The sequence below is a fragment of the Pullulanibacillus pueri genome (assembly GCF_014639255.1).
GTDB classification, from domain to species: Bacteria; Bacillota; Bacilli; order Bacillales; family Sporolactobacillaceae; genus Pullulanibacillus; species Pullulanibacillus pueri.
Window position 1 is genome coordinate 61322 of the sequence record NZ_BMFV01000004.1, and the last position, 25352, is coordinate 86673.

Annotated in this window: 27 protein-coding genes and 1 pseudogene; all 28 read right to left on the reverse strand. The window is 41.0% G+C overall.

Annotated features, from left to right (window positions below; all coding sequences use genetic code 11):
• Positions 1–22: 22 nt before the first annotated feature.
• The 28 genes and pseudogenes from IEV91_RS04070 to IEV91_RS04205 all read right to left on the reverse strand — a co-directional run bounded on the left by IEV91_RS04070 (position 23) and on the right by IEV91_RS04205 (position 25200).
• Positions 23–1726: an ABC-ATPase domain-containing protein gene (locus IEV91_RS04070; protein WP_188496134.1), complete on the reverse strand. Its 1704-nt coding sequence runs from the start codon at positions 1724–1726 to the stop codon at positions 23–25.
• Positions 1727–1827: 101 nt separating this feature from the next.
• Entirely contained in the window at positions 1828–2097 is a 270-nt protein-coding gene (locus tag IEV91_RS04075; RefSeq protein ID WP_229745393.1) for a hypothetical protein, read from the reverse strand.
• Positions 2098–2132: 35 nt separating this feature from the next.
• A complete protein-coding gene (locus IEV91_RS04080) occupies positions 2133–2303 on the reverse strand; it encodes a hypothetical protein (RefSeq protein WP_188496136.1) in 171 nt (56 codons plus the stop codon).
• Between the two features lie 12 nt (positions 2304–2315).
• Complete coding sequence (locus IEV91_RS04085) at positions 2316–2885, reverse strand: hypothetical protein (protein WP_188496137.1); 570 nt, start codon at positions 2883–2885, stop codon at positions 2316–2318.
• Between the two features lie 81 nt (positions 2886–2966).
• Positions 2967–3827 (reverse strand): GNAT family N-acetyltransferase, encoded by an 861-nt coding sequence (locus tag IEV91_RS04090; protein ID WP_188496138.1) that lies wholly within the window; start codon positions 3825–3827, stop codon positions 2967–2969.
• 239 nt (positions 3828–4066) lie between these two features.
• Positions 4067–4963 carry a GrpB family protein gene (locus IEV91_RS04095; protein ID WP_188496139.1) on the reverse strand — a complete coding sequence of 299 codons (897 nt, stop codon included), beginning with the start codon at positions 4961–4963 and terminating at the stop codon, positions 4067–4069.
• A 15-nt stretch (positions 4964–4978) separates the two neighbouring features.
• Positions 4979–5608: a TetR/AcrR family transcriptional regulator gene (locus IEV91_RS04100; protein ID WP_188496140.1), complete on the reverse strand. Its 630-nt coding sequence runs from the start codon at positions 5606–5608 to the stop codon at positions 4979–4981.
• Between the two features lie 34 nt (positions 5609–5642).
• Positions 5643–6659 (reverse strand): ABC transporter permease, encoded by a 1017-nt coding sequence (locus IEV91_RS04105; protein ID WP_188496141.1) that lies wholly within the window; start codon positions 6657–6659, stop codon positions 5643–5645.
• On the reverse strand, positions 6649–7359 hold the full coding sequence (locus tag IEV91_RS04110; protein WP_188496231.1) for an ABC transporter ATP-binding protein: 711 nt from the start codon (positions 7357–7359) through the stop codon (positions 6649–6651). The genes IEV91_RS04105 and IEV91_RS04110 overlap by 11 nt, the downstream gene beginning before the upstream one ends.
• A 514-nt stretch (positions 7360–7873) precedes the next feature.
• The gene (locus IEV91_RS04115; protein WP_188496142.1) at positions 7874–8782 is read right to left on the reverse strand and encodes a phosphotransferase family protein; all 909 of its coding nucleotides are present in this window, start codon (positions 8780–8782) and stop codon (positions 7874–7876) included.
• A 48-nt stretch (positions 8783–8830) separates the two neighbouring features.
• Positions 8831–9937 (reverse strand): undecaprenyldiphospho-muramoylpentapeptide beta-N-acetylglucosaminyltransferase, encoded by a 1107-nt coding sequence (murG, locus tag IEV91_RS04120; protein WP_229745394.1) that lies wholly within the window; start codon positions 9935–9937, stop codon positions 8831–8833.
• On the reverse strand, positions 9921–10484 hold the full coding sequence (locus tag IEV91_RS04125; protein WP_188496143.1) for a histidine phosphatase family protein: 564 nt from the start codon (positions 10482–10484) through the stop codon (positions 9921–9923). The genes murG and IEV91_RS04125 overlap by 17 nt, the downstream gene beginning before the upstream one ends.
• Before the next feature lie 691 nt (positions 10485–11175).
• Positions 11176–12375, reverse strand: a complete 1200-nt coding sequence (locus IEV91_RS04130; protein ID WP_204871260.1) for an MFS transporter — start codon at positions 12373–12375, stop codon at positions 11176–11178.
• 41 nt (positions 12376–12416) lie between these two features.
• Complete coding sequence (locus IEV91_RS04135) at positions 12417–12962, reverse strand: nucleotidyltransferase family protein (RefSeq protein WP_188496145.1); 546 nt, start codon at positions 12960–12962, stop codon at positions 12417–12419.
• 319 nt (positions 12963–13281) lie between these two features.
• Positions 13282–13755 (reverse strand): NUDIX domain-containing protein, encoded by a 474-nt coding sequence (locus IEV91_RS04140; protein WP_188496146.1) that lies wholly within the window; start codon positions 13753–13755, stop codon positions 13282–13284.
• A gap of 33 nt (positions 13756–13788) precedes the next feature.
• Complete coding sequence (locus tag IEV91_RS04145) at positions 13789–14778, reverse strand: NAD(P)H-quinone oxidoreductase (RefSeq protein ID WP_188496147.1); 990 nt, start codon at positions 14776–14778, stop codon at positions 13789–13791.
• Between the two features lie 118 nt (positions 14779–14896).
• A pseudogene (locus tag IEV91_RS04150) lies at positions 14897–15884 on the reverse strand (S66 family peptidase).
• 96 nt (positions 15885–15980) lie between these two features.
• Entirely contained in the window at positions 15981–16712 is a 732-nt protein-coding gene (locus IEV91_RS04155) for an SDR family oxidoreductase (RefSeq protein WP_188496148.1), read from the reverse strand.
• Positions 16713–16780: 68 nt separating this feature from the next.
• Entirely contained in the window at positions 16781–17632 is an 852-nt protein-coding gene (locus IEV91_RS04160; RefSeq protein ID WP_188496149.1) for an alpha/beta fold hydrolase, read from the reverse strand.
• Positions 17633–17657: 25 nt separating this feature from the next.
• Positions 17658–18134: an NUDIX hydrolase gene (locus IEV91_RS04165; protein WP_188496150.1), complete on the reverse strand. Its 477-nt coding sequence runs from the start codon at positions 18132–18134 to the stop codon at positions 17658–17660.
• Positions 18128–18634, reverse strand: coding sequence for a GNAT family N-acetyltransferase (locus IEV91_RS04170; protein ID WP_229745395.1), 507 nt, complete (start codon positions 18632–18634; stop codon positions 18128–18130). Before IEV91_RS04170 ends, IEV91_RS04165 begins: the two co-directional genes overlap by 7 nt.
• A 230-nt stretch (positions 18635–18864) precedes the next feature.
• Complete coding sequence (locus tag IEV91_RS04175) at positions 18865–19167, reverse strand: iron-sulfur cluster assembly accessory protein (protein WP_188496151.1); 303 nt, start codon at positions 19165–19167, stop codon at positions 18865–18867.
• 36 nt (positions 19168–19203) lie between these two features.
• Entirely contained in the window at positions 19204–19638 is a 435-nt protein-coding gene (locus IEV91_RS04180) for a hypothetical protein (RefSeq protein WP_188496152.1), read from the reverse strand.
• A gap of 25 nt (positions 19639–19663) precedes the next feature.
• Positions 19664–20431, reverse strand: a complete 768-nt coding sequence (locus IEV91_RS04185; protein ID WP_188496153.1) for a hypothetical protein — start codon at positions 20429–20431, stop codon at positions 19664–19666.
• A 171-nt stretch (positions 20432–20602) separates the two neighbouring features.
• The gene (locus IEV91_RS04190; protein ID WP_188496154.1) at positions 20603–21265 is read right to left on the reverse strand and encodes a DNA alkylation repair protein; all 663 of its coding nucleotides are present in this window, start codon (positions 21263–21265) and stop codon (positions 20603–20605) included.
• A 154-nt stretch (positions 21266–21419) separates the two neighbouring features.
• A complete protein-coding gene (locus IEV91_RS04195) occupies positions 21420–22709 on the reverse strand; it encodes a serine hydrolase domain-containing protein (RefSeq protein WP_204871261.1) in 1290 nt (429 codons plus the stop codon).
• A gap of 93 nt (positions 22710–22802) precedes the next feature.
• Positions 22803–24017: a DUF4129 domain-containing protein gene (locus IEV91_RS04200; RefSeq protein WP_188496155.1), complete on the reverse strand. Its 1215-nt coding sequence runs from the start codon at positions 24015–24017 to the stop codon at positions 22803–22805.
• On the reverse strand, positions 23992–25200 hold the full coding sequence (locus IEV91_RS04205; RefSeq protein WP_188496156.1) for a DUF58 domain-containing protein: 1209 nt from the start codon (positions 25198–25200) through the stop codon (positions 23992–23994). Before IEV91_RS04205 ends, IEV91_RS04200 begins: the two co-directional genes overlap by 26 nt.
• Positions 25201–25352 lie beyond the last annotated feature (152 nt).

Consider the following 25352-nt stretch of genomic DNA (forward strand, 5'->3'; position numbering starts at 1 on the left):
AGCTACTACTTCGCTTATCTAATTAGTCCACTTGCAATTGGCGTAAACGATTAAGGGCTGCTGCGATTTCGTATTTTCTTGGACGGGTGAGTGCGCCAGGATTCTCTTTAAAGCTTGAAAAGGAAGCTAACCCTTGTTCGTCCATCTGCTTTTCTATTTGGTCTAACCGTTCTGATATAGGCAACATTTCTCTGGCTAGTTCTGTCTTTGCCAGAGTTGTGAGAATCTCTGTAATCATACGAGTTTGACTCGGGTCGACAAGCTGTTCTACATAAGAAAGATCAAGATGGGACGTTCCCCATTGGATGGTAGAAAGACTCCTGGCTTTGACAGCAGACTTTTTACCATTTCTGCTATTTAGACCTTTAGGAATCAGTTTTCGTGAAGATAACGCTCCAAATGACTGCCCGCCCTCATGTACTCTGTGATATTGAATGTCATGGGCAATTCTTTTGGCCTCTTCTGTCACTTCATAGGCTTGGTAATTCTCCATTTTAATGACACAGTCAGCGACATCGAAGTAATCCCCAGCACCTCCCATAACTAATATCGTTGAGACTTGATAGTCTTGAAAAAGCGGCCTGATTTTATCCAAATAGGGCGTAATGGGCTCGTGCTCTTTATGCACGAGCGCCTGCATGCGTGCATCTCGAATCATAAAATTGGTGGCACAAGTATCTTCATCCATTAATAACGTCTTTGCTCCTACTTCAAGGGCCTCAATAATGTTGGCTGCTTGTGATGTACTTCCACTCGCGTTGTCACTCGTAAAGGTTTCTGTGTCCTGATGATAGGGAAGATGATTGATAAAAGCAGAAATATTGGTTTTTATGACACTACGACCATCTTCAGCACGAATCTTGACAGCGGTAGGATCAGATAATACAAATTCCCGTCCATCACCTTGTATGTGATGATAGACCCCTCTTTCCATCGCTTTAAGAAGCGTGCTTTTACCGTGAAATCCACCACCAACGATAAGTGTGACTCCCTTATTTATTCCCATGCCTTTAATAGGCGCGTCACGATGCGGAATAGGAATCTCTACTTCAAGACTTTTGGGCGAGCGAAAAGGGATCACCGAAGTTTTCTTTAAAGGTCGGTCACTGATCCCACTTTCACGTGGCAATAGCGATCCATTGGCAATAAAACTTATAAGGTTATTGTCTTTCATAAAGTTTCGTATCGCTTGCTGTTGATCGATCAATTGTACATGGGTTACAAGGCTTTCCTTGGTGACTGAAAGGACCGAGCGTTCTATGATAGAGGGAAGAATCTCAATAAACAAGCGTTCGGCTTGTTTTCCTAAGACGCGTCTTCCTTGAGCAGGTAATCCGATCGTCATACAAAGCGTGACCTCGAGTTCATTCAGTTGAACCGCTGTGCGTTCGAGGATTTCTTGACCCGGACGATCAATGGCTAATAAGCCACTCTTCCCAGATCCATTCACTTTAGATGGCGTCCGGTCGATAGCGGCAGACACTGAACGTAGAAGAACATCCTCGCACATGATTTTTCGCCATTTGTGATTGAGCCACTCTTTACTAACACGAGTTTTCTCAAGAGGAATGAGCACTCTTATTTTACTGGGTGAGGCGAAGGGATCCCCTTGAACAGCGTCAATGATTAATCTATAATTTGGAAAACGGTAGTTTCCCTTGATATCCTTATAAGCCTTATAGCCTTTACCATCAATTTTATGTAAAATCTCTTTTAATTGTTGCATAAGTAACCTCCATACATGAGCGCTTTCCTTATCATCCTATCGATTTATCCTACATTCGTCAAAAAGAAACGTCCATCTTTAGAAGATGAACGCCAGAATATTTATACCCTACTTTGTAAGAGCTGGAGTGCCTTTTCAATATCAACATCATGTTCAAGATGTTCCGGTGTCCAGAGGACGTAAACATCTGGCTTAATGCCGTTAAAATCAATCCCTGTTCCTTTGTCAATCCGATCACTTCTCGATGTTGCGTAATAGAACTCATAGCCCTCATCTTCGAACGTTTCAATCGCTTGGTTACTACAATCTAAAACTCCACGTGTTGCCCGTCCTATAACGGTGACTTTACTCGAGGACCTTGCATCGATCACAAATTGTTCCCCAGAACTTCCGCAGAATCGATCAATCAGTATAACCACCTGACAAGATGCTGAGTTCCATCATTTTCGATCTCAATATCAAGCGGTAGCAGATGATTTATTAACGGATAATAGACATGATCCGAGCCTCCGCGACAATGACGTACATCAATAATCCATTGTGATGCTGTCATTGAATGGGCATCATGTTCTTGCAACAACGCTTCCATTTACTTAAGGTCTGTAAAATCGTTAAAAGTCAGGATCGGAATGTGATGTTCAGAAGTATAAGTATAGTGGGCGGCTTCCTTTATGTCTTCGTAATGATGAAGTTCACGGATTTCCCCCTTAACAGTGACCGCCTGCGCTTGTAGTAATACTGATGTCCAATCCTCGCGTTCTGGAAGGTCTGATTTCAGACGAAGGCGATGTTGCTTCGCCAATTCTTCTATTCCCTGGCCATCAATGGCTGTTATCCACTCACCTTTTCTAAACTTTTTATCAGCTGTGACTCGTTCAATATACAATGCTTTTTCATAACGTCTCACATTGAAACCAATTGTTTGTGGTGGTACGAGGGTGCTCGACGAAATCAGACGATTATGGTCATCTCTGAATTCAAGCAAATAGTCATTAACAATTTCCTCAAAACTTTCACGGGTTAACTTTTGCTCAGCCTCAAGTGCGACTAATCTCTTCTTATAGATATCGGGATGATCCCATCCTTGCTTATCTTGATACCCTGCATAATCATGATGCATGATCTCGACTATAGTATTGAAAACGTCAATGAGTCCCATTCCAAACCCTCCATAATGATGTTGAATAAGAGTTTACGTGAAATAAGCAAAAGGATGAAGAGACTACAGTCGAACGAGTGCTCAGACTATAGGCGGATTTTTATTAATCTTATAAGCTACAGAATCCGTGACCACTCGGTAGCCAATATTCTGATAAATATGATTGGACGTTGGATTAGTTAAGTCTGTGTAGAGTGTACAATAGTGATAGCCTTGATCGAGTAATTTTTGACTTAATGCTGCAACACAATTGGAAGCATAGCCTTTTCCTCTAAAGGCGTCTGGTGTATAGACATTGGTAACGGTTATCCCTCTTTTTGACGGACGGGAGCTCTTCGCCATGGAAACAGCTTTACCTTCATCTTCCCATATATGCGTAGCGCCTGTGGCAATACTTTGTTCAGCTCTTTTGTCAACATGATTTGACCTACCAATCGCTTCCATATCAAAAGCATGGATCCATTCCTTAATAAGCGGTAGATCCTCCAAAGTAGCCACCCTTAACTGTCCTTTCATATTTTTGGGTGGTTTCACACTATCTAGTCGATAAATGCGCTGATTCATTTCAAGCTTACTGGTTGATTGATAGTAAGCATTATAAGCGGCCACAAAGGGATCTACAAGTGCCTTTACACCAATAAACCCAGGAACATCTACGGATTCAAGGTTTTTTACTGCAAGAATCATTGTTTCATTTAAGGATTTAGTTGAACCACAAATAATCAGGTTTTGTGGTGGGGTCATTAATAAAATAAGTAGAGGCCCTTGATCATCAGCAACGTAAGCCATATAGGGTTCTCCCTCCATCCGAAGTCCTGGATCATGATGTGTGAGGGCACCGAGAATCCCTAAGGCGAGAGTGTTAGCAACCTCATTTTCTAGTAATAACGGCTCCACTATATTTAAAAATGCTTCCGCGTTTTGTGACGTATAATAGTTCATCTAGGCTACCTCCCTTGTTCCTATAAGTGCTCCTATATTTACACACTTTTAAACATTAAGCAAGCTTTTTTTGGAAATCTAAAGCTGCAAAGTGAGTCTAAAATGTTCACGGACCGCATAATTATAGATTAAACTATTTTTTGGAGAGAGTGGCTATGAACATTCGCTTAGACAATGGACTCCCCCTTATTTCTTGTCAAGTGACCTATGGAAATCGTAGTGTGTTACTTCAAGACATCCTATTGGATACCGGCTGCGCGAGCATAGGCTTCAGCAGCTTCACGATGAGATCTGAGATAATCCCGGAAGAGAAGATGCTTTTTCCATTCTGGATGATCGTATTGAAACATATGGATATGATGTGTTCGATGCGTGTCTGGTCCCTTTGTAAGATAATAGCGCCGCCCTTCAATCCCATATTCACCTTTGGAGTCGTAACCTAATATTTGAAGTGCATGAACCATTTGCTCCGCTTCCATACTGTTCTCCACACCAATACCAATATCAATAATCGGTTTTGCAGGGATATTAGGGATTGCTGTACTTCCAATGTGTTCAATTTTAGGGGTTAAAGGATGAACAGTCCGTTCTATTTCTTCCTTGTCTTTTTTGAATTGCTGTTCCCATAAAGCAGTGTGTGAAAGCAAAGCGATTTCCTTTTGACCTAATCCCAAAAGTGCTGTCTTAGGGAACAAAGAAGGGATCTTTTTGTCATTCAAAAACAAGTGAAAGTCAGAATGGATTTTTAAGACCTCTTTTGCGCCAAACCATTGATAGAAGAATGTCATGCCCTCGTCCTCGCCATGACCACTGACGGTATGCTCCCAATGATCTCGGGTCTCCCGAGGAGCTCGAAATAAAAAATCGTGACGTTGAACGTGTTGCTTTAAGTCTGATCTAAAATAGATAGTGCTCCCAAGTTTTTTGCGGTATTCAAGATTTTTAAGTCCTGATTCTTCAAAAATTTCTCGATTAACAGCTGTCTCAAGCTCTTCATGAGGCTCTACCGTTCCCCCAGGAACTTGAAGGGGAACTTTGGAAAACCCTTTATGAGCAAAAACTAAGAGCTCATCAACCCCTCGGTGATTCTCCCGTAAAATATAGGCCGCCACTTTTTGTACACCTATTCGAGCCATTCTCTTGCCCCCCCTTTAACTCCCTATTCCTCGCATAATAAATGCAATAGTTGCCTCAATTTCTTCTTCCTCATTCCAAGCCACTTCCGGGGCAACAATATGACGGGCAATAAAATAGCCAGCAATAGAAGACGCGGCCAGACGTAATATGGTATAAGGAGAACCCTCTATGAGCTCCCCCTTTTCTTGGAAATGTCTGATGATTTCTAGAACCTTACTGATGGGCTCGGTAGCCACATACCGTTTGAAAATGTCGCGTAACTCCTCGTGAAAGGGAATCTCTTGCAGGATGATTTTTATGGTTTTTTTGTTTTTTTCAATAAATACCTTTCTATTATGAAACATGGCGCGGACGAAATCTTCAAAACTATGATAGGTTTGATCAAGGACTTTATTTAAATCTCTTACGATAAAAGGCGTCAAAAAATGTTTTACCACGGGTATGACAATAGAAATCAGCAATTCCTTTTTTGTTTTATAGTGTCTAAATATTGTCCCTTCAGCGACACCTGCTTTTTTGGCAATGGTACTCGTTGACGTTCCTGCGAAGCCCTTTTCAGCAAACGACTCAATGGCTGCTTGTATAATTAATTTTTGTTTCTCGGTTAACTTTTCTGTTGATTCAATGTCTTCCCATTCTGTCATGTCATCACACCTTCAGTTATAAGCTCTTTTTCTATTATAGCTTACGATACCGCCGTAGAACCAGAATATTAAGCACAACAAATAGAAGGATAAACCCACATAACGCGAGAATATCCAATGTTATGTCAGCAAAGCCGTTTCCCCGTAACATAATATTTCGCAAGGCATCTGCCCCATAATAAAGAGGCATAAAGGGCGCGATCCAACTGATCCAATCCGATATCGTATCGATCTTAAATAAACCTGAAAAAAAGACTTGTGGCACGATTACTAATGGGATGAACTGTATCATTTGTAATTCATTATTAGCAAAAGCTGACAGTAATGTCCCTAAGGTCAAGGCGGTTAAGGCCAATAAAACAATAATGAGAAGAACGAGCCAAAAAGAGCCCACCATCCACATGTTGAGAACATTGATCGAATACCAGGTAACGAGCGTGGATTGAATCAAGGTAAATAGGCCGAAGCCGAAAATATAGCCACAAACAATTTCCCCTCGCCTTATTGGTGTGGATAAAAGTCGTTCCAAGGTTCCCGTCGTACGTTCCCGTAAAAAAGATACCCCTGACACAATAAAAACAAAGAAGAAAACAAAAAAGCCAAGTAAGACGGAGCCAAAGTTATCAAAGGAATTGAGGTCTTTTCCTCCGTGTAAGTAGTGAACAGAAAGATTTTTCCCTGGTTGTCCTTTCAACTGTTGCTTCTGTAACCATTGGAGTATGGCTTGATTTGTTGACGGGTCACTCCCTTCTAATAGAACCTTTAAGGTCCCTTGATCATTGCTGACAATGGCATCGATGTCCCCGTTATGAATGGCAGTCTGTGCCCTTTTTTGTTCCATTGTTTTGATATGGGTATCCTTTGTATCAAGTGTCTGTATAATTTTTTTAGGAACATGGACAAAAGCAATCGTAGGATGGTAGTCTTTACCATTAAAAACGAGTGAAACTAGGGTCAAAATAAACAAGGGTGCAATAAGCATGAGTGCCAGTGTTCGTTTATCTCTGATAAATTGTCTAATAATGCGGCTTGCTATTGCCTTACTGCGCATGGGCTCCACCCCCATAAAAAAGAAAAGCTTCTTCAATGGTTTGGCTTCGAGTATCTTGTTTTAATCCTTCAGGTGTGTCGAGCGCTAGCAGCCTTCCATTTCGAATCATGCCAAGACGATCGCAACGTTCCGCTTCATCCATCACATGGGTAGTCACAATAATTGTAATGCCTTCATTTTTGAGTTCATGGAGCTGCTCCCATATTTGGTTGCGAAGGACAGGATCAATCCCTACAGTGGGCTCATCTAAGATAAGAATTCTGGGATGATGGACAAGAGCGATGGCTAATGAGAGTCGTCGCTTCATCCCTCCAGAAAACGTATCGATGATTTTGTTTTGGTCGTCCAAAAGCCCCACTAATTCAAGTGCTTTTTCACACTGTCCTTTCATTGTTTTTCCTCTTAACCCATAGAGTTTGGCAAAAAAGTATATGTTCTCCTTGGCTGTGAGCTCCCCGTATAAAGCATCGGATTGCGCCATATAACCAATCTGTTCCATGAGCTTTAAGCGTGGCATACGCTCACCAAGTAAACAGATCTCGCCATCGGTCACTTCTTCAATACCCGCAATCATTTTGACTAGTGTTGTTTTTCCAGCACCAGACGGACCAAGCAAGCCTAAAATCTCCGGTCGTTCGATACTCAAACAGATATCTTCTACGATTCGTTTCTTCCCATAAGATTTACTCACATGGTTCATTCTAATCACGTTTTGATGAGTCACTTTTTTCCCTCCTCATAAAAATGAGTGATTACTCACTCTAATAATATGCGAGTGAAAGTCCAATGTAAAGTGTAAATTTAGAAAACTCAACTTATACGCCACATTCCATCGCTTGGCGGCTTAGCAAATCCAGATGTTCAGGCATACGCCTTTACGCATTAAAGTTATCGCCGAGCTTTTAATGGCGAAAGCCTAAGTTGTGCTTATAAGAGCTACCGAAAATTTGGTGTCTATTTTGACTTTATAAAAAAGCATGGCCCTATTCGAGCCATGCCTCACGCTTTTGTCTTCTGACCAAACATGACGATAAAATGATAATATTTATCATACCACCCGACACCTTTTAAACCCTTGCGGATGAGAACCAGTGACCAGCTCAGCTAAAGCCACTTTTTCGTAGGCTGCTTTAATTTCTACTGTCGCCTAACTAACCGTTCTCAAATTTTTTTACCAATCCTTTTTAGTTCATATCTCCTCCCCCTTTGAGAGTTCAGGTCTGTGACAAAAATAAGTATTCTAAGTAATTTTCTAATCTGTGAGTTACGATTTCTTTTGTAAGGTCTGTGACACCATAATCTTGCCACCCTTGATAAACCTCAGGAGGACCCGGATAAACAAAATCAAGATAAGAGACAAGATCCCAATAAAGGGTATAGCGAAAAGTCGGATTAAAAGTACAATAATAATGTAAAAAGCGCTCCGCAGCCTCTACACCAAAAAGTGCGACAAGATTCATTCGGCAATGTCCCACATCTACTCCGATTGGTCCTATGCACGCATTCACCCAATCAACAATGCCACTGATCCTCCCATCCGACCATAAGACATTGACAGGATGAAAGTCTCTATGTATTATTCTTTGTTGATCTTCTGGAGGTAAACATTGCGACAGGTGAATAGCCTTTTTCCATAAATCAGGGTGCCTCGTCCATTCTGGAACTTGGAGTGTCTCAACATCACTGTAAGCAAAATAATGCCAATCGAATTCTTGAGGGAAAGGCGTAGAATGGAGCGTACTCAATATACTCGCGAGTTCCCTTAACCAAGGATCAAGCGTCTGTGGCTGGATCTGAACATCCCCTTCAACAAAAGACATTAAAACCGCGGGTAAATCACAATACTTCCCTGTTTCATCTACAGCAAGAACCTTAGGTACTTTACTTGGTAACACTTGATGCGCCCAATCAAGGCTGGCCGCTTCATGTTGCGCGAGATCTGGTTCTTTGTTTAGCCACTCTTGATTATTATAAAGACGTAATACAGCCGTTTTATTTTCCGCTTCTATTTTATAAAGAAGTGACGAGGTTGCACCTTTTAATGCCGTAACAGACTTTATATTCCCTAGCTGCTCCTTTAACCAAAGCCTTACTGCACTTGGTATTTTAGTAATCTTAATCACCCTTTTCAGCATTTTATCTTATTATCATTGACTTATCTTAAACGTTCATCATGATTTAACTTCCGCTTTGATAATGGCTGTCAAGGTCTCTATTCCACCAAGACCCTGTTTTTTTGTCATGTTTGCGATGAGGTTTTGTGTTTCGTTGTGCAGTTTGTGGACCGCATTTAAGAAACTTTCTTCCGTCATCTCCTCCTCCAATAAAACATGAGCATAGCCTGCACGGTTAAAGGATTCAGCATTTAAAAGTTGATCGCCGCGGCTCGAGGATTTCGGCAATGGAATGAGCAACATAGGTTTCCGCACGGCTAAAAACTCAAAGATCATATTAGAGCCAGCGCGTGAAACGACAAGATCAGTCATGGCTAAAATATCAGGCAAGGCCTCATTGACATACTCAAAACGACAATACCCTTCTCTTTTAATGGAGGGGTCATGGTGACCTTTTCCACACAGATGAACGATCTGGAAATCTTTTAAAAGCTGATCCAAGTTTTCTCGAATCACCAGATTAATAGCTTTTGAGCCAAGACTGCCACCAGCAACGAGTAAAATTGGTTTCGATTCGTTTAATCCACAATAACGTCGACCGCGTTCAGGATCCCCTTTTAATAAGCTTTCACGAATGATAGGGCCTACTGAAAGTGTTTTGTTCCTTTTAACATAGTCACTTGTTTCAGGAAATGTCGTCAACACTTTATTAGCAAAGGGTACAGCCATACGATTGGCTAATCCTGGTGTCAGATCAGATTCATGTATGAGCGTAGGGATTCGATTCAACCAGCCACCGATTACTACTGGAACAGAAACAAACCCACCTTTTGAAAAAATGACATGTGGCTTCCATCTGTGAATCAAGCGATAGGCCTGTAGCGTTCCTCCCATCACTTTGAAAGGATCCGTTACATTTTTCAAGTCTCTATAACGTCGGAATTTTCCTGTTAATATAGGAAAATATATTACCTTCTCTAGAGGCTCAATAAGCTCTCTTTCAATCCCGTTTTTGGATCCTACATAAGCCACCTGCCATCCTTCGTCAAGAAATTTAGGAATTAAAGCCAGATTGACAGCGACGTGCCCAGTGGAACCGCCGCCTGTAAAGAGAATGCGGCGTGAACGCGAAGCGGTCATAAACGCTTTAAGCGATTGAGCCATCTCTCTTCCCCCACAATCGTTCGATTTTAGGTGTTGTCTCGCCAGTATAAGTAAGACAATATACATCTGGATTAGTTAAGGCTTTCCAGGTTTCAAAATTATAGCGGTCATCAAAATGGTTGAGAAGAAGTGAAAGGAGCCCACCGTGGGTCACTAAAGCCACCCCTTTTTTGCCTTGTGCAAAAATAAAATTAAGGCACCGAAGCGCTCGCTCAGTCGCTTCCGAAGCCGACTCTCCTCCCTCATACTTTAAGTCAGGATCTTCATAGGTTTTTCGCAATGCCTCAAACCAATCAGGCATGTTTTTGGAGGATAAAATTCTCTCCCCTAATCGTTTATCAATAGTAATCGGAAGCTTCAAAGTTTTAGACAAGGGTAATACTGATTGTTGAGCTCTTAAAAAATGACTGCTCACAATCCATTCAATACCTTTATCCTTCAATAGACTTTCAAGTTCATAGCTTTGATCTTGCCCTTGACTTGTCAAAGCGGCATCCAGTTCCTGCCCGGTCGCCTCACAATGACGAATAAGATAAATTCTTGACATAAATATCCTCCCTCTTAAGTTTCAACTCACATCGGTTGTCGCTATTGATAGAGATTGTGACGTAACTACAAGAAGATTAATGACGGGTTAATAGTGTGGATTTCCGCTCCAGGTCGCTCGCTTTCCACGGGCACGGCCTCAGCTAACTTGGGATTGATTATTTGTTTCCCAAGTGGATCTTCGGACTCGTGCTAGTCCCGTAGGACTCTAGTTTAGGCATCCGTGAGTCAGCGACGCTGAGGAACACACAATGTTTAAGTGTTTCGAATCTCGCGCCTTACGCTCCAAACCACTTGATTGCTAGAGATGTTTTTTGATAGGAAGACCAGACATCTTTGCTTTTTTTCTCAAGGTGATATTAGCTAGGTGCAACTTAAATAAGATCATCTTAACTAGCGAAGGAAATACACGTAGACTCAAAAAATCGTAAAAATCACGATTTTTCTGCGATGATTATTCTCCTAGTCGACTTCCTTAGTCCTGCGGGAGCAGAGGCCTAGGTGAGACCCCTATCTTACCCCAAAAAACAAAAAGCGTTTTTCGGCGACCCCGGTATTTCGCGGAGCGTGAGGAGGCTCACCAGCCGCCCGCGGAAAGCGGAGTGTATTTCCGTAGCGGTGATTTATGATTTACGTCGCAATTTACTTCAATCCCTGAATTATTGAACGTGAAAACATCGTCTAAAGCACGTTTATGATGCTCCTTTTTTAAAAGCGGGATAAGTTGAAATGTGCTTGAGCCGGGCAACGATTACGATGCTGATCACTAGTGCAATGAGAAAAACAAAAATAATGAGAAATCCTGTTGCTAAACCCAATAGCGTAGAAATAGCGCCGATTAACCAATTGACGCAGAAGGTACCAATACTGGCTGAAGTAAAAAGCATGCCTAAGACTCGACCTGAATGCTCAGGAAACATTGAACTTGCCATTGCGGCAATCGTTGGGAAGATCACTGCAAAAGCAAATCCGGCGAGCCAGAAGAAAGTATGGAAATAAGGACCTCCAAAAATGGCCAAGCTTAAAAAAAGAATAGCCACCAGTGCACTCATCAAAATAGCGGAGACATTCCCCACCTTATTCACCCATAGGGGTGCAGATAAACGTCCGATGGTAAAAGCCAAATAGAACCCGGAAAGGTAGGCTGAACTATGCCCGACAGTTAATCCTTTGATACGCATAAGGAAGGTCGGAAGCCAGGCAGCGATCGTCATTTCCGCCATGACATAAGTGACTATACAACCAAGAAAAGCATAGAGTAAAGGTGAGCGAAATAACCCTCGATCATTTGGCTTCAGAGCCTCACCCGCTGGTTTAGTTTTTGGCATCCTTAGCAACAAAGACCGCTTCCTAACTAGTGCAACCACTAAAATAACGAGAACGGCAAATAACAACAATCCATACACCCATCGCCAATTTCCAAAGGTACTAATTAACCCTGCGGCCACAAGGGGAAACAGACATGCACCTAATCCATAGACACCATGTAACCAATTGAAATAACGCGCTTGCCCTTCCTGGGTTTTCTCCATCGCTGGCACGACATCATTTGCTGCAATTTCTAGAAACCCTGCTCCTAGCCCTAAAAAGAAAAAGGCAGGTAACAGCATAAAATAGGAAGAACCTGTGACAATCACTATGGTACCTATCGCCATTCCTGTCGCCCCGAGAATCATGACCAGACGCATTCCTAAGCGCCCAATCACCCATCCACAACAGAATGTCCCAAGCATATACCCGCAGCTGTCAAATAAAAAAATATTACCTATTTGCAAATACGTAAGGTGCCAGTCTGCCTGCATAAAGGGTGCAGAGATACCTCGAAGCATTTCAAAGGCTCCAAATAAGAGCATAGTAAATAGAGCTAAAAGAAAAGGCAGTCTTATTTTCATGAGTCAGGGTCCCTCTTTTCTCTGTCGTCATCACTTTGATTTTATGTCATCATTCGTAATCGTGGCCAGCGGTCCAGCCAGCGCTTTTTACGGATACGATCCATAAATAAAGTTTCATCTCCACGCTTTGGACTAGGTCTTAATTTAAGCTGGACAAGATCTTGGATGCCATAAGGAGCTAGAAGTTCGAGGTTATCCTCTTCATTAAGTCTAGCACCTATGGCTGTCGCGGTTTCTGGCCAATAACTCATTGCATCGCCAACATTTTTATAGGGAGGATCCCCATTGCGGATATGCATTCGAGCTTGATTTCTCACTTCCCAATGAATTGATGGCTTTCTCTCTTTAAGCGTCGTCTCAATCAGTTTCTCCCCTCTTATATCTTGATATGGATCAAAATAAATGACATCAACATCATTTAAAGGGGTTTCATTTTCATACTGGTGCAACGCATCCCAAACTAGATTTCGGATTGCACCTGCAGCCACCCAGACAGAAGGGATATTTAAACGCTGAATCTCTTTTAAAATCTGCATTCTGTATGTACTACTCTTTATAAGTTCAATTAATTGTTGTTGGGTCATCATTTTTCATAATTCCTTTTTAAGTGATAAAAAGATTAGTTCAACCATACCATGAGAGGGATAAGAGATAAAGTGAAATTTCAGGCAACAAGAACTAATTCTTTGCTATTTCTTTACTCGCAATTAGAAAACTTGGTTTATACGTTACTGGCTACGCTAACCACTGCCTAATTGCCAGGTTTACGCCTCTTTCCACCATTAAAATTGCACTTATAAGGTCTTTTCCTCGGTCAGGATCCCAGACGCTATTAGAAAAACGGAAAAAGGGTGAATCCAGAATATTATGCTTCCCCATTAAAAAGGACAATAATCACAAAAAAGATTATTGTCCCCTCGGTTCGCGAGTCCGTTCTCTCATCATTTTTAATTTGTGCTGAAACAACACATCTTTTATTTGCGGCATAAGCTCAAAGGGCAATTGCATGGCATCAAAAAAAGTTGATGGTGTGGTGTTTTCTGATGGGGAATCAATCCATTCATGTTCTTTTGATACGTACACGATTGAAATAAAATGTGTTCCTTGACGTTCCTTTTCTAAAGGAAAGAACCGTTTCCCATGAAAAATATCGTACATTTGCAGGGTGTGTAGTTTTAATCCCATGGTCTCGTCTACAAATCGCCTACACGCATCCTCTTTTGTTTCATTTGATTTTGGGATCCCTCCAGGTAAACACCATCCTAAATATGGGTCTTGTTGTAATAAATAGTTTCCATGACCATCAACTACGATGACTGCAACCCCCACTGTATAAGGTGAATGGTTTGCTTTTAAATAATCTGATTTATGATTAGTCAAGTCGATCGCCGCCTTATGACTCGTCTGACTATCTTAATGAGTGGTCATACTGAGTACAATCTTACCAATATTTTTGTTTGCTTCCATATATTCATGTGCCTCTTTGACCTTTTCAATCGGAAAAACACGATCGACAACAGGTGTAATCTTTCCAGCTTTAAAAAGAGGGAGAGCCCAAATTGCGAATTCATCAGTCAAACGTTCCTTATACTCTAAACTTCTGGAACGAAGAGTTGTCCCTGTTACAGTTGCCCGCTTTGCCATCAAACGTCCCAGATGGAATGTGTTAATTTTCGCTCCACCTAGTGTGCTTATCAAAACATGACGCCCGTCCATCGCGATGACTTTCTCATTTTTTTCCCAATAAGAAGCGCCAATAAAATCTAATATCACATCTATTGAATTCGCCCCATAGTTCGCTTCAATGACTTTATCGAAGGCATCGGTTTTATAATTAATCGCGAGATCCGCCCCAAAATGTCGGCAGGCCTCCAATTTTCCCTCAGAACCAGCCGTTGCGACCACTTCCGCACCCGCTTGTTTTGCCAATTGAATGGCTGCCGTTCCAACGCCGCTTGCTCCAGCATGAATGAGCACTCTTTCGCCCTTTTGCAAGCGTCCGACCCAAAATAATGTTTGATAGGCGGTTAAAAAAACCTCTGGAATAGCTGCAGCTGTTGTAAAGGCCATATTATCCGGCAATTCCATTGCCATACTCTCTGGAATTACTGCATATTCAGCATATCCACCGCCACCAAGTAAGCCGAAGACTCGGTCGCCTTCCTTCCATTTTGTGACTCTATCTCCTACTTTTTCAACAATCCCTGCAAGCTCTAAGCCCATCAGAGGGCTAGCATCTGCAGGTGATGGATAGTGCCCTTCTCTTTGGGCTATATCTGCACGATTAACTGCCGTTGCTTGGACTTTAATTAAAAGCTCATGGCTTTGAGGTTGGGGTTGTTCATAGTCCCCTATGTATAATTGATCAGCTTGACCATAATTTTTTATTAAAACTGCCTTCATTTTTGTTCCCCCAGTGCTCACATAAGGTAATTATTGAATACTCCAAGCATATCACATTAAAAATAAGAAACTCTAGTCTCAGTATCTCACTTTCTAAGACAGTTTAACCCTAGATGCTTCACAGCAAACGGAGTGTTTGGGTCTGACTATCGAGTTCCACTTGCATACCGATAGGAAGGGTCAACATAGGATGGGTATGCGCACAATCAAATTCAGTGAGGACGGGGAAAGGCACTTTGCCCATAACTTCTTGAAGAATCTCCGAAGGTGTTCGCCCGGTTCCCTGATCATCAAACCCTGCATGTTTACCAAGAATGAGTCCACCTATCCGGTCAAAAATACCGTTAACTTTAAGCAGTGAAAAGTTTTTTTCGACAATGCTCGCTGTCTTATCCGCATCCTCAACCATTAGGATATCGCCAGGTTTGATATCGGGAAGATAATCACTCCCCCATATTCCTTTCATCGTGTTCAAGTTCCCTGCAATTAATCGACCGCTTACTTTTCCTCCATGAAGCGTTACCCAATGATTTTCTATGCGACCCTTGGCTCTTGTTTGTTTTTCCCATTCAAGATACTCTTCTGTCCAAAAAGGTGGGATATTGTAGGTATAAGGATATACAGTATCCGCTACCAAGAGGTCATGAAAGCTTTGGTACGTCATCTCGTTATAGGGTGCCCATTCCCCAAATGAGGCGACCAGTGCAGGTCCATAAAAGGTCGTGATCCCTGTCCTTTGCATAAAGCGCCATCAGAATAGCAGTCACATCAGAAAATCCAATGACAATTTTCGGATCCTTTTTAAAGGCGTCATAATCAATATACGGCACCAGGGCATTAGAATTGGAGCCTCCAATTGTACTCATAATACAGCGAACCTCTGGATCTCGAATGAGAGCGTTAAGTTCCTCCGCTCTTTGTTGAATCGAACCTGAACGATAGCCATCCTGCTGACCTGTAAGACGTCCTGGTTTTAAACGAAAACCTTTGCCCTCAAGAAATGCCTTGGCCTGTCGCAGCCGTTTAGGGCAGAAAGCAGTAATCGGTGTTGAGGGAGAAAAAAAGCCAATCATTTCTCCCTTTTTAAGTTTTAGTGTTTCTATCATACCTTGTCCTTTCCATCCTTCATTTGCATCATTTAGAAAATCCAGATGATACCACAACAGTTTTTATTCTTTAAAAACACCTATAAGAAATTCACCTTATGGGTTCATTTTTGCAAACCGTTGATCGAGTTCTTGACGTGAAGCCAGTCTCGCTTCTTCTGCTGTTCCGTAGCCGATTTCTGTTTTCCCCTTTTTGATTTCTTCCATAATAGTATCTGCAAAGTCATTCACGGGCGCCCCAAAGGTATGCAAGCCAGGACCGCCCAAATCTGTATTGACTGCTGGTGGGATGACCTCTATGACTTCAATCCCCTTTTTAGCCACTTGATGTCTTAACGTTAGTGTAAATGAATGAAAAGCCGCCTTTGTTGCGCAATAGATAGGGGCAAGTGCAGTGGGAGCAAAAGCGAGCCCTGAGGTCACATTAATTATCGTTGCATGCTGCTGTTTTTTTAATTGATCTAGTAATAATGTGGTCAAGTGAACAGGTGCTTCAAAGTTAATCGCAATCTCTTGCTGCCGTTCTCTCCACTCTTCATGATCTGCCAGCTCAACTCTTCGCTGAATCCCCGCATTATTCACAAGTACATTGACTTGAGGAAAATGGTCTTGGACCCATTTCACTAAAGCCACTCGCTCATCTTCAACTGCGATGTCAACCACACGTGTGTTGAGTTGAGGGTACTTTGCTTTTGCCTCATTCAACTTACTCGCTCTTCGTCCACATATAATCACTTCATTACCCAACGCAAGAAATCGTTCAGCAAAAGCAAAGCCAATACCACTCGCCCCACCCGTGATAAGAATAGTGTTCCCTGACGTTTTCATATAGAGTCTCCTTTTTAAATAATAGAATTTTAGTGATAGTTTTTGACATCTATTTTTTAAAAGCTTAATTAATATCGTTCTATAAATGACGCGAGAGCAGCTTGGAAAAGCACTGGCTCTTCAGCAAAGGGATAATGATTACTTTTTTCGAAAATATGAAGCTCAGAATGAGGGATTCCTCGGTAGATTGTCTGCGAACAGCTTGCAGGACATTGGACATCATACTTACCACACGCAATCCAAGTTGGCACGTCGATATGTGATAATTGATCGATGACATCAAATTTATGAATCTCTTGATGTGAGAAATAGTTTAGTCTATCCACTGCGGTTTTTTTATGAATGGTTGGTGGGAAAACAGCGTCATACAACCTTTGATCATAAAGTGATAGTGCCTTGCGCTCTTTTCCTAATGCCGTACGAACCCCTTCAGGAGTGTTAATATCTTGAATTTGATTTAAGAGCTCTTGCATCTTTGCAAATTGTGGATGATCCTGTCGATAGATACAACCATCCGCAAACATATAATCTTTAGAAGCGGCAGTACCCACAAGAAAAAGCTGGTGTAAGGATGATCTGGAGGAAAGCCCATAGACAAGACCCACCATCCCCCCTGTAGAATGTCCAGCAAATGACCAAGACGAAAAGCCTAAGGTTTCTCTGATTGCTTCCAAATCTTTTACTGTTTCCGTAAAGCCAATATCCTCACCCTTTTGAATAGGGGTACTTTTTCCTGTCCCTCTCAAATTTACGAGGTAAACAGAAAAATGCGGAGTAAAAGCGTCAGCAAAAAGGTCCCCTGTTGCATTGAAATCAGAGTAATAATGGGTTACACAAAGGGGTATGCCCTTTCCCTTTTGAAAATACTCAAATGTTCCTCGTGCTGTTTTGAGAACAGCTTGCTTCCATCCTTTTTCCATAGACATGGTCTCCATTCTGCTGAAGTTATGGCTGATACATCTTTAATGGGATTACTTGAAATTCTTCAAGATGGCCCTCTTCATTAAAAAGGCAACGATGTTCGTAATGCTCTGGATCATTAAGAATTCGAAAAAGCGACCGGTGTATATGTTCTGCAACACCTTGGTTATTTTCATCCGTTAACCAGTGAAGGGGTTTCCAATCTAAAAGGCCTTCTGTTGTTACTTTGGGAGTTTTATAATCAAAATCTTTTGGCAGTGTAGCAACAAAGACATACATACCACCTTTGCCATTCCACGTTACCGTCCCTTTTTCCTGAATGTCATAAAGCTTAATTCCCGTCTCCTCATAAATTTCTCGAAGGGCACAAGTTTTAGGGGATTCTCCAGGTTCGAGCTTGCCACCAACACCATTCCATACCCCCATTTCAGGTGTTTTAAGGCGATTTAACATTAATACATCATCACCACGTTGTAAAAAACAAATTGTGTATTTTAACATTTTCCTTCTTCCCCCCTAAAATTTGTAAAGGTCTGAATAGGTCCTTTCCAATCATCATTATCACTGATTTTCTCTTCGTATTTTCCTCCAGTATAGTCGCCAATGACATGCCGCCAGAAATACTGAGCTTTAATATTAGTCGCCATTTCAGAGACTCTCCATTTTCCTGGAAACAAATCAAATATACATTCTGCAGCATACTTGCCTATTCCTTGACGTCGATACTTGCGCATAATGAAAAATTCTGCAATCGTCTGAGTGCCATCTTCTTCTTCTCTAAGAAGGATGAAACCAGCGTATAAATGGTCAGCCAAAATAAAAAAAGGTTGTCGAGAAGGCTCTGTCCAGTAATGGTCTAAATATTTATATTCATAGCGTCCATGGGGATAAAGATCAAATCCTTCACATTCGCTAAAATCATAGAGATAGAATTCTAAAAGCTGACGTAAAACTTCCTTATCTTTGTAAGGTATGGGTACAATCTCAATTGTATTGAGCACTAACCTATCTCTCCTTTAGCCCAAATAGATAAGAAAAGAAAGAATTCTCTCATTTTATTATAAATGTTTGTGAGGGGCTTTGCACGGTCAGAGGGAACTAATATAAAAATAAGTAACATTCTGAAGGGAAAATCGACACCAACCTGATAGCCTTGAGCCTTTGTCATTTCACAAAAAAATCCCAAGATAGAAATACACTACCTTGGGAATCTACAAAATCTCGGTTTATTTTAGTGATGGTGATGTCCACCTTTTAATGAGTTCGTAATAACAAAACCTTCTTGTGGTACAAAAAAGTATTGAATCCAAATGCCATCTAAGAATTCTTCTCTTGTATCTAACAAGATATCAATATCTTTATCTGTTTTCACAATTTCATCATTTTCTTTTGGGGTATCGAAGCTGATTTCATAGTGGGCATGATCTCCATGCATATGAGAAACAGCGACACGAATCATTTTGCCTTCGGCTTCCTCTGTTTCGAGCATCTTTTTTAACTGCTTTGCGGCATTTCTGTTTATTTTTACTTTCATCTGTTCAAATTCTCCTCACATAAAATCTAATATTGGTTAAACTCGTGTAATAGCAAGCGCCCGATGATTAACGACAATATCTTCTACCAATTTTACATTGGTTTCATTACATTTGACAATTAATACGACATCAGCACCTAATTTTTTTGGGGATTTATGTTTATTCATTAAAAAAATATCCACCAAAAGCCCTATCCCACTTCCGGTAATTAAACCTATTAATGCCCATAAAATTGGACCTAAGTATAAAACAAAACCGTAAATGGCCCCTAGAAGCATCCCTAGCATCCCTATAAAGACTACAAAAAACAGATTCAGACTTTCACTATTATAGGGGTCAATGTATTTCTTGTTATCCAAAAGCTGTAAGGGTGTCGCAAATAAAGCTTCCTTTGTGATCGCATGAGCTTCTAATTCCTGAAGCACCATTTCTAATTTTATAGAATGATCAAACAAAGATAAAACATACATAAAATAAAATCCCCTATCGAACAGTTCAAAATAAATGCAACTGGGAAGATGTGTATGTATTTTTTAAAAAGTGTGCTTGTTCTGCTTCATACATTTTGTTGAGTTCTATGGCGCGATAATGACTATCATAGATTGAAAAGCAATAAAGGGAGGGCATATAAAGTAACCATTCCATATCTAATAGATGAGTGGCTTGCCCAAAGTCTCCTAAAACAGTGAAATAGATGCCATCAAGGAGTCGTGATTGATAAGTCGTCATAACAAAACAACTAAACAGGATTCCACCGACCATATAATGTCGAAGATAGATATGTCCAAGACCGGGGACTACAGCCGACCATAAGACTGGAATCCATTTATTGACTTTCAATAGATAATTGATGTCGATAACGCTGAGTTTAAAGTGAGCCAACGGGATGTGGTCTTTCTGCGATAATCGAGCAAAGTTATTCATTTCAGTAGCCAAGCGATACGCATCCCAAAAAGTAAACACATAGACACCAATATAAAGAAAAAACCATCGTGTATCCAAAGTTGCTTTAGCGAGTTCAAAGCGTCCCGTACATGAATAAACAATCGCTGTATTTATATTGGCTTGGGTATTAAATAAAAACTCCCAAATAAACAGGAAAAATCCCTTGTCTATCTTACCAATCATGAGATGCCCTGCTCCTGGCATAGCCATGTTCCACCATAATGCCATGAGTGGATGTGTTTTCCTTAGATAATTACTATCAAAGGATCTCAATTCTATCTTCGGGTAGCGAGCATTCCAATGATTTTGGTGACTCATATGATGTATCAAGCGTCCTTGTGATAAGATAGTCACTATTATTAACAATGGTTGTGTTTTATATTCTTGGTAAGTTTGCAAATCTTTCTTTTATTTTCTTTCCTAGTTCATCGATGCCCAGTGAAATATTTATTTTGCGCGTGCCTTGGAAATAGAACACATACCTTTGACTCAGTTATCCAGATGTTTACTGGCTTCTTTAATGCTTAATGGAGCCATCTTTTCTTGATAAGTTTCAATAAAATGTCTCACCCATTCTGGATTGGTTTTACTATATTCTCTCAGGCTCCATCCAATCGCCTTATTGATAAAAAATTCGGTGTGCCCAAGATTATTTTTTACAACAGTTTCAAGTAGTTCTGTATTTGTCTTTGACTTTCGTGATAGCTGATGATCAATTGCAATCCTCCGTAACCAAAAATTATCATCGATACTCCATTGTAAAAGGGTATCATTGACTTCAGGATAAGCTAAGGCAATTTCACCCACTATATTATCAAGTCCATCTATGGTATCCCACCAGGATTTAGTTGTAGCCAGTTTCTTTATTTTAGAAATATCTGAAGCCGAAAGATATTGTTGCATACGGGATAAATAATCTATCGCGATATATTGGTATTCTCTATATTTTCGTTTCCAACATTCATCAATAAAGGACCAGTCCACTTGCTTTTCATTAACAGCCTTTTTAAATAATTCCTTGCAAAGGATTCGTCGTTTCGGTGTAGGGATACCTAGAAACTGAAATTGATTACGCATGTAAGCGCTCATTTTAACTGACCGTTCTTCATCTCTGTTATTTTCTAAAGCAATAAATAATGGTTCAAAGTCCATGATTTTCACCCTTCTTAAGGAAAATAATAGCCATTGTCATAATCAATCTATTCAATTCAAGCAGCAAAGGAGAGCTTTAACATCAAAATCTGGTCACTTGCCTGAAGTGTTCCCCAAAAATACCACAGTCCGTGAACTGTGGTATCGATCAAGTCTATTGTTTTTTTAATACACGCATACCGAAGAATAGTCCCCAGGGTTCTCCATCGTTATTACAGTAAAAGGGAACAGGGAAATTTTCGCTGGCAATCCCTAAAACAGTATCCTGTAATTTTGATAGCTTATGACATTCATTGTTCCAGGCTATATAGAGTTGTTTGTTTTCCCATTTTATTTGGATCCTTTCACCTTCTTCAGAAGTATATGTTCCAATGAAGGGTTTTGCTTCTGCTTCTTGTAGGTCCTTAAAGGCGCCAATATCCACCTGCTTGTCTATCGGTAGACCTAACATTGCATTGGCAGCGGCGAGCCAAACGTCACTCGCAGGAACATCGGAAAGGTTAGATAAAACAGCGATCACAATATCCTTTTCAGGAATAAACCCAAAATGTGAAGAAACACCAGGTTGTCCACCACTGTGCTTTACAAGTGTCATGCCTTCATAATTTGGGATGATCTCCAAGGCATAACCATAATAATGCTGTGGGAGTACCTTGATAACCGGGCTCCACATTTTGGCGTAAGCATCTCGTGTTTGGCCCAAGAAAAGCTGACCATACTTGAGTAAATCAAGAACAGTAGAGCGAATCCCTCCACCTACTTCATAGTTACCTAGTTTCGGCCATACTGCGAGCTTATAGTGATCAGCATCGTGATCGTAAAGAAGATAAGGCTCTGTCACGTTGTTAAATTTCGTGAGTTCTTCAAGACTAAAGGTAGAACGCGTCATGCCTAACGGATTAAGAAAGTGTTCTGTGATATAGCGACGGTATAACTTTCCTGTCACACGCTCAATAATTAATCCAAGGAGGAGAAAGCTATCGTTAGAATAACTAAATACTTCACCCGGCTGCCCTAGAGGTTCGATGTCTAACTGCGCTAAATACTCAATATGATCTTCTAGTCTGGAGAAATCCTCCCGGCGTTCAATAGGCGGTAACCCTGTTGTGTGCGAAAGTAAATGATGGATTTTAATAGACTGTGGATCCATCCCATCTGGAAGACGTAGTTCTGGTAGATACTGACTGACAGAATCCTGTATGGAAAGCTTTCCTTGCTTCTCTAAATCAACGATCGCTGCTGCTGTAAACGATTTCGTAACAGAAGCCGTTCCAAATATGGTCTCAGGCGTCACAGGTTGCTCTGTTTTAAGATTGCGGAAACCAAAACCGTTCTGATAAATGACTTCCCCGTTCTTCGCGACGGCCACAGCCAGTCCAGGAACATGGTTCTCGTTCATAAAGGCGCTTACAAAATTATCAAATGAATTCCAATCAATGGTCATTGTTCTCACCCCTTCTCTCTCTATTATTTCGTAAATCCATGACGTTGTCTATTTATAATGTTTTAGAAAAATAACCCTTCGCCTATAGACGATTCATTTAAAATGAGAGATTACAGTCTCAATGGCCTTTTTATAACGATTGAGTTCATTTGCATGGATTGCATGCGCCCCATAGCGCACCTTTTCATAAACGTCTCTAATTATCTCTTTTTCTTCATGCCCCGCTGGAAGCCGTTCCACCCATTCCGATACCGTTTCATTAGTGAGACGTCTTGCTGCGCTTTTTTCCAACCTCTTCTGAAGCCTAACCAACTGAGTGCGTACAGTATCTTTTGGTGAACTCACCTCTTCTATACTTTCTGATGATTGTGACAGCGCATAAGCTTGTGAGTGGGGCGCCACGGCATCAGGGCGATAAATGGTCCGTTTCCTCATCCTTTCTTGTGTAACGTGTTGCTTTTTGGTTTTTTTATAGAGAATAATGCCTCCCCCAAGAAGTGCCACTAAGATCAGCAAAACAGCGATAAGCCCTATGAGCGTCGATATAGAGGATGGATACTGGGATGTTGCATAAGGATGATCCTTCAAATGGTGGGGCATGACCACATGAGGTTTGTATGTGTGAGACACACCCTCTTTTCCCCCTTTTAGAGAGCTTAAGATGAGTGATAAAGGGTAAAAAATACCATAAGCTACTCTATCGGAAAGCTGTAGAAATGCCCAATAAAGAGAAGATCCTATGCCCTGAATAAATGCCCCAAACACACCCAGTCCCACAAAAATCCAAGCATAAGAAAGAACGAGTGACTTATTGAGCGTCTCGCTTTTTATAAGATGTAATGAAAAAACATTAAGAGCAAGCACAAAAAAGAGGACAACAAAAAGCCAACTAGATGAAAAATCCGGTTGTGTCCATGTAATAAAAATACAGTACATAAAAAGAAAGCCACTGGTCATAAGCAGCAGATCCCATAACACCTTAGCAGAAGTTCCTTCTAAACTATGAGTCACCCGCCAAAGAAGAAGCATCGCCATCATAAACGACAGAACCATGGGAACATTTAAAATCAGACCCACTCCAAAGACGACTAAAGAAAGCATCAAGTAAATGACAAGTGAAGGTGATGAAATCAAATAGCCGGTCGCTAAAAACAAACCATAGGTTAAGGCGGTCATTACCAGAACAGGTACCATAGACTGCCAAGTCTGAGTGTATATAAACCATAAGGGGGCGCTGATGATGTAAACAATGAGCATATCCATTGTAAAGGTAAGTAAACATTCAATAGGCTGAGTTCTTATGGACATAGCTTTCCCCTCCTCGGTGGACAGGGTTTAACACACCTGCTGTATTCAGGGTATAGACTTGATGCCCCTGCCGTATCCACTTCTGGTAAAAGTATGATAGAGCTTGTATGTCGAGATCAGAATGATCAATGATAAAGACTACTCGTGATACAGACGCATTACGGTCAATTTTTCGGAGCACAGCTAACGGGTTGGTTTTAACGTGTTTGACATTTAAATAAGCAAGAAATTCTAATGCTTTAACTAAATGGCTACGATCAAGACCCAGGTGTACATGCATGACTTCCTCTCGCCCCATCGGTTTAAAATTCACTAGAATTTCAAAGGCGATGCCACGTTTTTGGGCCATAAGACATAAGGCCGTTATGTATTCTAAATCCTTTTCGAGTTGTTCCTGAACGCCTTTTTTTAAGTGACGATCCATAAGGATGAGGACCGTCCAATGCATACCCATCGCGCTTTCAAAAAGCTTGGTTTGCAGTTGTCCGGTGCGAGCACTCGCCTTCCAATGGACGTTTTTTAACGGATCAGTCATCAGATAGTCTCGCGTTCCCACTGGTGAAGTAAAATCATGATAAAGTGAGGCTTGATGAGGGAGCTCACCTTCTATGGGCAGGGATATTTTTTCAAGACCCGCTATAGGTTCGCTCTTAGGATATACCACCATTTGTTTATTGATAAATTCAAAAGAGCGTGTGACTGAAGCGATTTTTAACGGATCAAAAAGCCTGACCTCAAACCGCTTGAGTTTGGCAACCCCGCGTGAAAGACCTTTTATTTCAAATTGAAAAGCTTCCGCTCTTGCTTTGCCAAGAGAGAGGTCAAATTGATATCTGTTTTTTCTTAATGGATCAATTGACGTCATCGTCACTGAGTGATCCAGTTCAAACCTGACGTTAAATCGATAAAGTGGTAGCTTGCCTTTATTTTCAAAAGTAAGATGAAAGCTATCTTCCTCTCCTTGTAATAATCTCACCCTCTCCCGTTCGTTTAAAAAGTCGAAATGCCTTGAAACATACTTTAAGTAAAGTCGGGGATAGAGGCCCAAAAGCAGCAAGAAAGTCCCAGGTAACATCAAAAATAAAAAATGAATAAACAAGCTGAAAAACAGTAATAAAATACCAACGACAATTAAGGCGTCATCTGTTTTATAAGCAAGCGGCTTTGGACGTGGACGAATCATTGGCACTCCCCCTCTTCAAGAATAGACATACCTCACTCTTTCACTTTTCTCTATTTCGCAACTGATAAGCATAGAATGTATAAAACCAATTATAACCCTTTACAATCGATCCATATTTTTCTTTTTTGTCTTATTTTTAGTCTATTCCATTT